The following is a 12,909-nucleotide window of genomic DNA, read 5'->3' as shown; positions in this document are numbered from 1 at the left end:
AATGTTTTTGAGGATGTCGACTTATAAGATAAAAGTACTATTTATTTTACGTTTAAGCAACATTTGCGTAACATTAAATTAACATTGATATTGTAAATATTTGATTTTTAGTTTTTTAAGCATTTATGAAATTATTGATTTTTGATGAAGGATTTATGTGTCTGATCATTTTCGTGCTGCTAATAAGTTGCTATTATATTTATATTTTTGATTACTTGTTAATTCGTATAATCGTGAAATAGTATTATTTTCTAAATGAATAGTAAGAAGAAACTTATTGAGGTGGCTACTGTTTTCTTTAGGTTAGGTTGTTTTGCCTTTGGAGGCCCGGCAGCCCATATCGCTATGATGGAAGAAGAGGTGGTTCATAAAAGAAAATGGATGGACCGGCAGTATTTTCTGGATCTTATTGGAGCTACAAACCTTATTCCGGGTCCTAATTCTACAGAAATGACTATGCACTGTGGTTATGAGCGTGCTGGAATTGCAGGATTATTTGTAGCCGGGACGTGTTTTATTTTTCCGGCAGTGGTTATTACTGGAATTTTAGCTTGGTTTTACACAACGTATGGACAATTACCAGAGGTTGCTCCCTTTATTTTCGGAATTAAACCTGCGGTATTGTCCATAATAGCGTCTGCTATCCTGAAGTTAGGTAAGAAAGCTCTAAAGAGTTGGGAAATTGGAGTCGTAGGAGGAGTGGTTCTGATCATCAGTATTTTAGGAATCAATGAGGTGGTAGCATTGTTAGGCGCAGGTATTTTAGGAACACTATATTTTTATTCTAAATCCAGGCTTATTTCTACTTCTAAATCCATTGCTCCTTTTTTTATTTTCAAAGTTTCAACGGTTACCCTTATAAAACTTTCTTCGCTAAAGATCTTTTGGACGTTTCTAAAAGTTGGTGCTATATTATATGGTAGTGGTTACGTCTTATTTGCCTATTTGGATGCAGAATTGGTAACTAAAGGATGGTTGACAAGATCAGAATTGATAGATGCTATTGCTGTCGGGCAATTTACACCAGGGCCTGTTTTATCTACTTCTACTTTTATTGGGTATCAATTAGGAGGCTTTTGGGGAGCTATTGCTGCCACTATTGGAATTTTTCTTCCTTCTTTTCTTTTTGTATTACTTCTGAATCCGTTAATTCCCAAAATGAGAAAATCCAAAGTATTGAGCTTTTTTCTGGATTCAGTTAATATTGCAGCAGTTGCCATAATGCTTTCGGTATTATACGCCATGAGTGTGGATACGTTAACTGATTGGAGAGCTGGACTTATTGCACTCATCAGTTGTATTATGATTTTTGTGGTAAAAAAAGTAAATGTGATGTGGATTGTGCTAGGAGGAGCAGTTTTGGGATATCTGTTTAACTTAATGTAAAAACATTTTTAACGATTGCTTAAAGTTTTGATAACATAAAAACTCGCCAAAAAAAATATTTTTGACGAGTCGTATAGACATAAAGTAATTTCAAAAAATCGTATTAGTTTTTGTCGACTTAGATTTTTGAAATACTGGGCTGACCAAATTTGGTCAGCCTTTTTTGCTTACGCATAAATAGTCAAAAAAAAGACCATTTTAAAATAATCATTAAAAAACATTAACTTAACATTAACTTAACATTCGTATTGGTTCTTTGCAGCGACAAAAATTAGTACGGATATGAAATTAAAGATTACCCTCACAGCGTTAATCCTTTTTACGCTTTGTTTTACACATGCACAAGAAACTACGGAGACCAAATTCGGAAAAGGAATCCTTAATATGGTTGCCAAAGACAGCTCCTGGAGCATGAAATTTGCCACAAGATTCCAGTTACTTGGCACATCAGAATGGGGTATTAATGATGGAGACTATAGTAGACCCGAAACTTCATTTTTAGTAAGAAGAGCACGTTTAAAGTTTGATGGTTTTGCGTATAGCCCAAAAATTAAGTATAAAATTGAACTTGGTTTAACTAATAGAGATATATCAGGAGCTTCAGAATTTACGAGCAACGCTCCAAGATATATTCTTGATGCTGTTATCAAATGGAATTTCTATAAAAACTTTACGCTTTGGGCAGGACAAACCAAGTTGCCAGGTAACGTAGAGCGTGTTGTTTCTTCAGCAAATTTACAATTGGTAGATCGTTCGAGATTAAACAGTAGATTTAATATTGATCGTGATATTGGACTTCAATTAAGACATCACTTTAAGCTTTCGGATAAATTTTTGGTAAGAGAAATAGTTGCTTTATCACAAGGTGAAGGAAGAAATATAACTTCTGGAAATTTAGGAGGTCACCAATATACAGGTAGAGTAGAATTGTTACCTTTCGGAAAGTTTAAAAGCAAGGGTGATTATAAAGGGGGAGACCTTAAAAGAGAACAAACTCCTAAGTTAATGCTTGCAGCAACCTATGATTTTAATGCTGATGCCGTTAAAGACAGAAGTAACCAGGGATCATATATGACAACAAGTAATGGTTTTTACGAAACGAATATCTCTACCATATTTGTGGATGCAGTATTTAAATATAAAGGTTTTTCTTTTATGGGAGAATTTGCTCGTAGAGATGCAGATGACGCTATTGCTGTAGAAGAAGATGGAACACCTACAGGAGATATTGTCCAGGTAGGAAATGCATTAAACCTTCAGGCAGGATACCTATTTAAGAATAATTGGGAAGTTGCCGGACGATATACTAATCTTAATTTTGATGCTATTGTTGGTAAAAGTTTAGAAGAACAATATACGTTAGGAGTTTCAAGATATGTGGCAGGACATAACCTAAAAGTCCAGTCAGATATAAGTTATACCACGCAAGCTGGAGACGCTAGTGGATTGATGTATAGGTTACAATTTGATATACATTTCTAATTAATAGACCGATACATAACAGTTTGGTAACATTGAACTGAGATTTGATTTTAATATTTGCACTTTAAAACAAAAAAATAATGGATACGAATACTATTTATTTATTAATGGTAGTTGCACTTGCTGTTTTAGCAATTGCAGATCTTGTGGTAGGAGTTAGTAACGATGCGGTTAACTTCTTAAATTCTGCTATTGGTTCTAAAGCTGTGTCTTTTAGAACGATTATGATTGTTGCCAGTATCGGTATTGCTGCTGGAGCGATTTTCTCTAGTGGATTGATGGAAGTAGCTCGAAAAGGGATATTCAATCCCGGTGAATTTTATTTTGATGAAATCATGATCATTTTTATGGCCGTGATGATTACAGATATATTGCTTCTCGACTTCTTTAATACGCTCGGGATGCCTACTTCTACAACAGTATCTATTGTATTTAACTTATTAGGAGCCGCAGTGTGTGTTGCATTAATTAAAATTGGTGCGGATCAGGGACAAACATTTGCTGATTTAGAGAACTATATCAATACTAAGACTGCAAAAAAGATTATCAGCGGTATTCTACTCTCTGTGGTCATTGCTTTTTCGGTAGGAGCCATTGTACAATTCATTACCCGTCTATTGTTATCTTATAATTTTGAAAAGAAAGCGAAGTGGGTTGGAGCTTTATTTGGAGGTATTGCTTTAACAGCACTGTTGTATTTCATTTTTATGAAAGGGATAAAGGGTACTGCATATGCCAAAGCAATCGTTGATGTAATGTATAGTGGAGGTCCAGAAGGGTTATTAGATTGGGCAAATAACCATTTCGGCGCGTCATATGAAACAGTAAAAGAATTGGCAAAGGATCAAAAAGATCTTTTTAAGATAGATGGAGAAGCGGGTACTATTAAGATGACGCTAAGAGGGTTTTTAGAAACCTATGTGTTACCAATTGTAGCAACTGGTTTTGTATTCTGGTCAGCTCTTTCATTTGTACTGATCAAATTCTTTAAAGTAAATATTTATAAGCTTATTATTATCGTAGGAACTTTTGGATTGGCCTTGGCCTTTTCTGGTAATGATTTGGTAAACTTTATTGGAGTACCGATTGCAGGTTGGCAATCTTATGAAGCTTGGATATCTTCTGGTGCACCTGCAGCAGAATTTGCGATGGATGGTTTAGCTAAAAAGAGTGAAACACCAGTGTTATTATTATTCGCAGCAGGAGCCATTATGGTACTTACATTATGGTTGTCTAAAAAGGCGAGATACGTAGCAGATACTGAGATTAATCTTTCTAGGGAAGGTGAGGCTAAAGAACGTTTTAAACCAAACTTCTTATCGAGAGGTGTTGTAAGAGGAACCGTTTTAGCATCACAAGGATTGGCTGCTATCACTCCAAAACCAGCGATGGAATTCATAGAAAAACGGTTTACGAAACCAGTAATAGAATTACCAAAAGATAAGACCTATGAAATGCCCGCATTTGATATGGTAAGAGCTGCGGTAAACCTTGTTGTTGCTGGAATTCTAATTTCTGTAGCTACTTCTATGGGATTACCACTTTCTACAACTTATGTAACTTTTATGGTAGCTATGGGTACCTCATTAGCGGATAGAGCCTGGGGAACAGAAAGTGCAGTATATCGTGTAGCGGGAGTTCTAAATGTGATCGGTGGATGGTTTATGACCGCGATCAGTGCATTTATTGCGGCAGGAACGGTAGCATTTTTAATCAATCTTGGTGGTCCTGCAATGATAGCGGTATTGTTACTAGTAGCGATATTACTTTTGGCTAGAAATACAATAAGCTATAGAAGAAAGGTAAAAGCAGATAAAGCAGAAGATAGCCTTAAGAGTTCTGAGAGTAGCTCTGTTCAAGGAGTAATCGAAGAAAGTGCAGATAATATCAAGTCTTTTGTAAGTAGAGGGAATAAGATTTATGGAAGTACTATTGATAGTCTTATAAAATACGACTTACCTGCCTTAAAGAAAAATAAGAAAGGAATTGCTAAATTAGATTCAGAAGTTGAAGACTTAAGAGATAATATCTTTTATTTCATCAAAAACCTTGATGAATCCAGCGTGGGAGCAAGTAATTTCTATATTAATATCTTAGGGTATCTACAGGATATGTCTCAGTCGATAGAATATATTTCTAAGGCAAGTCATAAACACGTAAACAATAACCATAAAAAACTTCGATTTAATCAGATCAAAGATCTTAAAGAAATTGAAGAACAATTAAATAATTTGTTCGGACAAATTAAGAAAGCTTTTAATGATAGAGATTTTGATCATATAGATGTTATCCTTAACGAAAAGCAAGAGTTGTTCAATAAAGTAAACGAGAAAATTGATAAGCAGGTAGCTAGAACCAGAACAGAAGAAAGTAGTCCTAAAAATACTACCTTATATTTTGGTTTGTTATTAGAAACAAAAGATTTGATAACAGCAACAATGAATTTGTTAACTACCTATAGAGATCATCAATAATTAGATCTTTTAGATAAGAAACTTAAGGCTGGATATTTTGTATTCAGCCTTTTTTGATTTTTAGAAGGTTAAGAGAATGTTACCGTTAGGGTGTTTTTATGTTAGTTTATTGTTACCAAGTTTGTAATCATATGGATACTTCATATTATGTGTTATATTTACCTTACTATTATGTAATTCTAAAATAGTATGAATAAAAAAGATATTACAATCCTACTGGTAGATGATGAGCCGGATATTTTGGAAATCGTTGGATATAATCTTACTGCGGAAGGGTATAGTGTTTTAACTGCAGAAAACGGTGTTGAGGCAGTTAAAATTGCAAAAAAGAAAAAACCACATTTGATCATTCTTGATGTAATGATGCCAGAAATGGATGGTATAGAAGCTTGTGAGCAAATCCGTAAAGTACCTGATTTACAACATACAATTATTACATTTTTAACGGCAAGAGGTGAGGACTATTCGCAAGTGGCTGGTTTTGATGCAGGAGCAGATGATTATATTACAAAACCAATTCGTCCCAAAGTTTTGGTCAGCAAAGTAAAAGCTTTGCTTCGAAGACTTAAAGAAGAAGATACATCAGATAATGTTGTAAAGATTGGTTCTTTAGTGATCAATCGAGATGAGTATAAGATTGTCAAGGATAAAAAAGAGATCGTTTTACCTAGAAAAGAGTTTGAATTATTATCTTTATTAGCCTCTAAACCAGGAAAGGTTTTTAAGCGAGAAGATATCCTTGATAAGGTATGGGGGAATGAGGTTATTGTAGGGGGGCGAACTATAGACGTTCATATCAGAAAGTTAAGAGAAAAAATTGGTGACAATAGTTTTAAGACCATAAAGGGAGTAGGTTACAAGTTTGTTATATAATGGCAGAAAATTTTAAAAGGTCGTATAGGTTTGCATACCTTTCATCCTTATACATTACCATAGTATTAACGCTCGCACTGAGCGTTTTTTTATACATAGAATCTCAGTTTAATACTCTATATGTAATAGGATTTACTCTGGCATGTTATGTAGTTTGTTTTATTATCATTCAATACAGGGTAGAGAAATTTATTTATCGCAGAGTACGAAAAATCTATGATGATATCGAAATGTTAGATGTAGATACAATAGAAGAAACCCCTGTTACTACAGATATGAGAACGTTGATCAAAGAAGTTGAAAAGTTTGCAAAGCAGAGAAAAACAGAAATCGAAACTTTAAAGATCAGAGAAGCATATCGAAAAGAATTTATGGGTAATGTTTCTCATGAATTAAAAACTCCTCTGTTTACAGTCCAGGGATATATACTTACACTCCTTGATGGAGCTATGAAAGATCCAGCAATTTTGGATAAATATCTGAATCGTGCTAACAAAGGAGTGGAACGCCTTATCTATATTGTTAATGATCTGGATATGATTACTAAGCTCGAAGTTGGTGATCTCAATCTTAACTATACTAATTTTGATATTATAGAACTGGTGCAAAGTGTTTTCGATCTGTTTGAAATGAAAGCGTCAAAAAAGAATATTGCCTTGACTTTTGATATGAATTATCAAGATCCTATAATAGTAAATGCAGACAAAGAAAGGATACAGCAAGTGCTTTCTAATCTTATCGTTAATTCTATTAAGTATGGAAAAGAGGATGGTACTACAGAGGTAAGTATAGAGAATTTAATTCACAATAAAGTTATTGTAAGGGTTACAGATAATGGAGAGGGTATTGCACAAGCACATATTCCTAGGTTGTTTGAACGCTTTTATCGGGTTGATAAGAGTGGCTCGCGCAAAGAAGGAGGTTCAGGTCTTGGGTTAGCCATTGTAAAACATATTATTGAAGCACATCACGAACGTATTTATGTAGAAAGTGACTATCGAATTGGGAGTGAGTTTTCATTTACTTTGGAAAAAGTGAAAGAGTTTCCTGTAGCAGGTGATGGTACTAAAACTGTTTAATCCTAGATAAGATTTAATATATATGATTTAATTTTGAAGAGATCTTAGATTCAATCATCATTATTTCTGAAATCAATAGGATTTTGTTAAGCAGATATTTCCTTAATTTTGCAATTATTTCAAAAGTAGAACACATTAAAAAGTACTTGTTGAAATTAACGAGTAGACGTAACAAAAAATGAATTTTACAGTCAAGTAAATATAGAAGAATAAAAACCTGTGGGAAGTAAGAATAAACTAAAGCGATTTAACGAAAACAAAACCTTTCATAACGTAGTGGAACCTACAAGAGATGAGGTATTGAATAACTCTTTGGGATATAAAGGAAAATGGAATGAGAAATTCTTCAAAAACCAAAACCCAATTGTATTAGAGTTAGGATGTGGTAAAGGTGAATATACGGTAGGGTTGGCAGAGAAGTATCCTAATAAAAATTTTATTGGTATTGATATCAAAGGAGCACGTTTCTGGCGCGGTGCAAAAACCGCTATTGAGAATAACATGACTAACGTAGGTTTTATTCGTACACAAATAGAGTTGGTGGATCATATTTTTGATGAAAATGAGGTAGATGAAATATGGATTACTTTTCCGGATCCGCAGATCAAGTATAAGCGTACAAAACATAGAATGACTAATCATGAATTCTTGCAACGTTATAAAAAGATCTTAAAACCTGACGGACTTATGCATCTTAAGACGGATAGTGAATTTATGCATGGATATACATTAGGACTATTGCATGGAGAAGGCCATGAGGTACTTTATGCCAATCATAATGTATATCACCAAGAAGGTTCTCCGGAAGTGGTAACTGCCATTCAAACTTTTTATGAAAAACAATATCTGGAAGAAAATAAACCCATAACTTACATCCAGTTTAAAATTACCTAATTGATAGTCGATTTGGAAACTGCTAAACTATTTTTAGTCACTTTTTTTGCTTCGTTAATAGGCGTAATCCCTCCCGGATTGGTTAATATGACCGTGGCCAGAACTTGTCTGGAAAGAGGTAAAAAAAATGGAATTTTAGTAGCAATTGGTGCTTCGATAGTAGTTTTTGCTCAGGCATTTATTGCCATTCTATTGGCAAAATATATATTTTTTAATCCTTTCGTAAAAAATATTCTTCTTCGCACCGGAGCCGTAATCTTTTTATTGATGGCAATTTATTTTTTTGTAAAAGCCAAACAAAGAAGAACTAAAATCAGAGTATATAGAAATACGGATACACGGAGCTTTTTTAAAGGTATGATGATGTCTGTTATTAATGTGTTGCCAATACCTTATTTCTGTGCGATAGCTGCAGGACTGAGTGTAAGTGGTAAAATGGAATATGACATTACCAGAATCATTATATTTAGTATTGCTGCCGGATCAGGTACTTTTGTAACCCTTTATTTTTATGTTTTTTCATTTCTGAAAATTGAAAAGAAAACAGCATCGATTACCAAATATTCTAACTACTTCATGGGAATATTGATGTTGATTTTGGTACTCATCACCCTAGCAAGAATTATTTATACCTGGGAATGAAAGAAAACGACAATACCCGATCAGAGTCTGGCACAAGCTTTTTTGAAAGAGTCTATGAGGTTGCAAAGCTTATTCCACACGGGAGAGTAACATCTTATGGAGCAATTGCTAAATATCTTGGGGCAGCTCGTAGTGCTCGCATGGTAGGTTGGGCAATGAATGCTTGTGGTGGCAGAGAGGACGTACCTGCACACCGTGTAGTAAACAGAAAAGGAATCTTGACAGGAAAACACCATTTTCAGGGCACCAATTTAATGCAACAATTGCTGGAAAGTGAAGGAATAGAAGTGTTGGATAATCAAATACAAAATCTGGATACACTTTTTTGGGATCCAATGAAGGAGTTATAAGGTCCAGATATGTAAATATTTCCTAATTTTTGAAAAATTTACAAATATTAGTAGTTAAATTGTTTAAAGAGATATTCCTATACCAGCAGAAAAAGTAGAAAAATCCACACTACCTATTTTAAGATGCTCATATCCTCCGGATACTTTAAAACGATCCATATGATAATTTAATAATACATTAACTTTATCTACTGAGCTCGAATTAATAAAAGCTTGATTAAAATTGGCTTCTAGACTCAAGGGTTTTGCAAAGAAAAGTTCAGCTCCGATTCCATATGTAAAACCGAACTCTTCTACTTCACCAGCAACATAGGTAGCACCTAATCCCCAGTACGCATTAAATCTTTCTGTACGTATACGATGATATTTAGCAAGTACAGTGAATAAAGCTAAAGAATTAGCTCCAAAAAAGGTCTTATCTTCCCATAATTGTAGATAATCTGCCTCTACCCCAACTCTTTTTAAAAAGCGAAAATCAGCATTAAGATGATTTCCATACAATTGATTGTTTTCTATGATAACCCGATTGGTTAATGTAGTTCTGAATATTTCAGTGTCATCACCCCATTCGTAAGAATAATTTCCTTTTTTAGAACTGTGATATGGATGTTTGGTAATAAAAGCATTGCTTGCACGTCTATCATATTCTGCAGGAGTTTCTATCAAACCATAATAAGTGGCATATAGTATTATTTCTCCAAAAACTACTGCTAGTTCAGTTAATAGATAATTATCATTATCAGAGGAATAACCGGAGTTCCTAGATTCTGACCTTGAGTTATTTCTACTATTATGACTACTGCTTTTACTTAGGCTTTTCTCAGCCTTTTGTAGTTTACCTTGACTAAAGCCCTGATATGATATAATAAGGAAGAGAGATAAAATAAAAGTTGTTCGTTTCATGAAGTGTGATTGATTATAAAATTTAGCATTGCTAATCCACATAAATCATACCGTTTTAATAAAATGACCTATTACGAATAGTAATACAACCATAAATCATTTCAATTTAGGGGCTTTATAATCTTAACTTTTCGACCTATCTTTGCAATTAGAATCAATCTAAATTGGTTGGTTTTTCAGAAAAAGAAATTGTACACATGAAATTAGAGAAGTCAGACATACTAAAAGCATTAGAAAGTGTTACCGTTGCAGGAGAAGGACAAAATATGGTAGAAAGCGGAGCAGTGAAAAATGTAATCACCTTTGGAGATGAAGTAGTGGTAGATTTAGTATTGTCAACACCAGCATTACATATACGCAAAAGAGCAGAAGTGGATGTTATGAAAGTAATCCACGAAAAAGTATATGAAAAAGCTAAAATAACTGTAAATATAAAAGTTGAGGCACCAACAGTAGCACAACCTCAAAAAAATGAAATCAAGGGAAAACCAATTCCTGGGATTACCAATATTATTGCGGTTGCTTCTGGTAAGGGAGGTGTAGGTAAATCTACTGTCACCTCTAATTTAGCAGTTACATTGGCCAAAATGGGTTTTAAAGTTGGTTTGCTGGATGCTGATATTTATGGGCCTTCTGCTCCTATTATGTTTGATGTAGAAAGAGAAAGACCACTTTCTGTTAAGGTTGGTGACAAGTCTAAAATGAAACCTATAGAAAACTATGGAGTTAAGATTTTATCTATAGGATTTTTTACACAACCTAATCAAGCAGTAGTTTGGAGAGGACCTATGGCGGCAAAAGCACTCAATCAAATGATATTTGACGCTGCTTGGGGAGAATTAGATTTCTTACTATTGGATTTACCACCAGGTACCGGTGATATTCATTTGTCGATTATGCAATCGTTACCAATAACCGGAGCTGTCGTGGTAAGTACACCACAAAACGTGGCATTAGCAGATGCTAGAAAAGGAGTTGCGATGTTTCAGCAAGATAGCATCAATGTTCCTGTTTTAGGAATTGTAGAGAATATGGCTTATTTTACTCCAGAGGAGCTTCCTAACAATAAATATTATATCTTTGGTAAAGAAGGAGCTAAACACCTTGCAGAAGATATAGATGTTCCATTTTTAGGAGAAATACCTTTGGTACAAAGTATTCGAGAAGCAGGAGATGTTGGTCGACCGGCGGCTTTGCAAACGGCAACTCCTATAGAAAAAGCATTTGAGGAATTAACCAAAAATGTGGTTCAGGAAGTGGTAAATAGAAATGACAATTTACCACCTACCGAGGCAATAAAAATTACAACAATGGCAGGATGTTCTGCTGTAAACAAATAGAAAATGACTTCTGAAGAATTAAAAATTAATGTAGAGAAAGCATTGGATGAAATTAGACCTTTCTTGGAGAGTGATGGAGGAAATATTTCTTTAGTTGCTATAGAAGATGATAAAAGAGTCAAGGTTCAGCTAGAAGGTGCTTGTGTAGGATGTAGCGTGAATCAAATGACATTGAAGTCAGGTGTAGAAATGACTATTAAAAAATATGCTCCTCAGATTGAAGAGGTATTAAATATAGAATAAGATTTTAGATCACTCATAACCATATACTCAAGAAGAACCATCTTCTTGAGTATATGATTTTTTTAAACCAAAGAAAGGGTGTAAAACAGGAATTTTTAGAATAATCCAGTGATAAATCATCCAACTTCCTCCAAAGGTACCAATAACCAATACAATAAATTTAGGAAGTAATCCCCAATCAAGATTCATGAGGTAATATCCGATTACTATGGTAATCGTTTGATGTAAAATATAAAACGGATAGACTGCTCTATTGCAATAGACCAGCACCTCATTTTTTGTGTTTAGAAACTTTGCTCCGTATCCAAAAATGACCAAAATCCATGACCAGAGATTAGTTACCTTAATCAATGCCTCAGAAAAATGTATGAGATAGCTATCTTTACCTTGTATCCAGATAAAAAGCTGAATAGAAAAAGCAATAACTCCGATAACCAAAGCTTTAGATTTTATACGATCGAGGCTTTTCCAGAATTCTTTTCCAGCGGCTATTAGGACAAAACCAAAGAAAAAGAACGTCAAAGAATTTATAAAATTAAACCAATCATCAATTAGGGCGTGTGTAATATCAAAGAAGGGTTCTATCAAAGATTCTATAAGATATAGAGGTATAATAAAAAGATATAATCCATTGGGTTTTTGAATCTGTCGCTGTATCCAACTAGTAAATTTTGGAGCGCTTCTTTTAATTTTTATGAAGAATGGAGAAAGAATAATAGAAAATATCAACAAGTAAGGTAAAAACCAAAGATGGTGCCAGCTAATGTTTCCTTCGGGATATACCCCAATAAAGGCTTCAGTTTTTATATAAGAGAAATAAGATCCTAAGAATTGATTATTGGTTAATCTCTCAAAATAAATCTGTGGCGGAACAATAAATAACATACCAAATAATAGAGGAATCAATAATCGTTTGATTCGTTCCTGATTAAACTGCCAAATATTTCGATAGGATAATGCATAAAAAGTTCCCATACCCGAGATGACAAAAAGAATTGGCAGACGCCATTGATTTAAAAAAAGCATTGGCCAACGAATCCAATCATAAACTACATTGTTCTTAATATGCCATCCCCAGGGAACAAAAAACATTCCTACATGATAGAAAATAAGTAATCCAAATACTATAACACGCAACCAATCTAAATCGTAACGACGAATCTTTTTGACCATAACTTTTGAAAAAAATGTTTCATCAAAAGTGAAATAATTCTCTTCTAATTGGATATACAATCTGGCCTTT

The 12,909-nt window shown here is 34.0% G+C and carries 12 protein-coding genes; 10 read left to right on the top strand and 2 right to left on the bottom strand.

Annotated elements, in window-relative coordinates:
• Positions 1–255 precede the first annotated feature (255 nt).
• The 8 genes from chrA to J8M14_RS06550 all read left to right on the top strand — a co-directional run bounded on the left by chrA (position 256) and on the right by J8M14_RS06550 (position 9,180).
• On the top strand, positions 256–1,386 hold the full coding sequence (gene chrA, locus J8M14_RS06585; RefSeq protein WP_211073805.1) for a chromate efflux transporter: 1,131 nt from the start codon (positions 256–258) through the stop codon (positions 1,384–1,386).
• Between the two features lie 282 nt (positions 1,387–1,668).
• On the top strand, positions 1,669–2,868 hold the full coding sequence (locus tag J8M14_RS06580) for a porin (protein WP_211073804.1): 1,200 nt from the start codon (positions 1,669–1,671) through the stop codon (positions 2,866–2,868).
• Positions 2,869–2,948: 80 nt separating this feature from the next.
• Positions 2,949–5,342 (top strand): inorganic phosphate transporter, encoded by a 2,394-nt coding sequence (locus tag J8M14_RS23020; protein ID WP_247672571.1) that lies wholly within the window; start codon positions 2,949–2,951, stop codon positions 5,340–5,342.
• A gap of 189 nt (positions 5,343–5,531) precedes the next feature.
• Positions 5,532–6,215, top strand: coding sequence for a response regulator transcription factor (locus J8M14_RS06570; RefSeq protein WP_211073803.1), 684 nt, complete (start codon positions 5,532–5,534; stop codon positions 6,213–6,215).
• Positions 6,215–7,294 (top strand): ATP-binding protein, encoded by a 1,080-nt coding sequence (locus tag J8M14_RS06565; RefSeq protein ID WP_211073802.1) that lies wholly within the window; start codon positions 6,215–6,217, stop codon positions 7,292–7,294. Before J8M14_RS06570 ends, J8M14_RS06565 begins: the two co-directional genes overlap by 1 nt.
• A 219-nt stretch (positions 7,295–7,513) precedes the next feature.
• On the top strand, positions 7,514–8,188 hold the full coding sequence (gene trmB / locus J8M14_RS06560; protein WP_211073801.1) for a tRNA (guanosine(46)-N7)-methyltransferase TrmB: 675 nt from the start codon (positions 7,514–7,516) through the stop codon (positions 8,186–8,188).
• Positions 8,189–8,830: a LysE family transporter gene (locus tag J8M14_RS06555; RefSeq protein ID WP_348772827.1), complete on the top strand. Its 642-nt coding sequence runs from the start codon at positions 8,189–8,191 to the stop codon at positions 8,828–8,830. It abuts the gene before it with no gap.
• On the top strand, positions 8,827–9,180 hold the full coding sequence (locus tag J8M14_RS06550) for an MGMT family protein (RefSeq protein ID WP_211073800.1): 354 nt from the start codon (positions 8,827–8,829) through the stop codon (positions 9,178–9,180). Before J8M14_RS06555 ends, J8M14_RS06550 begins: the two co-directional genes overlap by 4 nt.
• 63 nt (positions 9,181–9,243) lie before the next feature.
• Here J8M14_RS06550 and J8M14_RS06545 read toward each other — a convergent pair whose 3' ends face one another.
• Positions 9,244–10,083 (bottom strand): hypothetical protein, encoded by an 840-nt coding sequence (locus tag J8M14_RS06545; protein ID WP_211073799.1) that lies wholly within the window; start codon positions 10,081–10,083, stop codon positions 9,244–9,246.
• Between the two features lie 197 nt (positions 10,084–10,280).
• Here J8M14_RS06545 and J8M14_RS06540 point away from each other — a divergent pair, with 197 nt between their 5' ends.
• Together J8M14_RS06540 and J8M14_RS06535 are read left to right on the top strand one after the other, a co-directional pair.
• Positions 10,281–11,423 carry an Mrp/NBP35 family ATP-binding protein gene (locus J8M14_RS06540; protein WP_211073798.1) on the top strand — a complete coding sequence of 381 codons (1,143 nt, stop codon included), beginning with the start codon at positions 10,281–10,283 and terminating at the stop codon, positions 11,421–11,423.
• Between the two features lie 3 nt (positions 11,424–11,426).
• Positions 11,427–11,666 (top strand): NifU family protein, encoded by a 240-nt coding sequence (locus J8M14_RS06535; protein ID WP_211073797.1) that lies wholly within the window; start codon positions 11,427–11,429, stop codon positions 11,664–11,666.
• Positions 11,667–11,693: 27 nt separating this feature from the next.
• Here J8M14_RS06535 and J8M14_RS06530 read toward each other — a convergent pair whose 3' ends face one another.
• Entirely contained in the window at positions 11,694–12,839 is a 1,146-nt protein-coding gene (locus J8M14_RS06530) for an acyltransferase family protein (RefSeq protein WP_211073796.1), read from the bottom strand.
• Positions 12,840–12,909 lie beyond the last annotated feature (70 nt).

The sequence above is a fragment of the Aquimarina sp. MMG016 genome (assembly GCF_018100805.1).
Lineage (GTDB): Bacteria > Bacteroidota > Bacteroidia > Flavobacteriales > Flavobacteriaceae > Aquimarina.
This window is presented reverse-complemented; position numbering and strand designations above follow the sequence as displayed.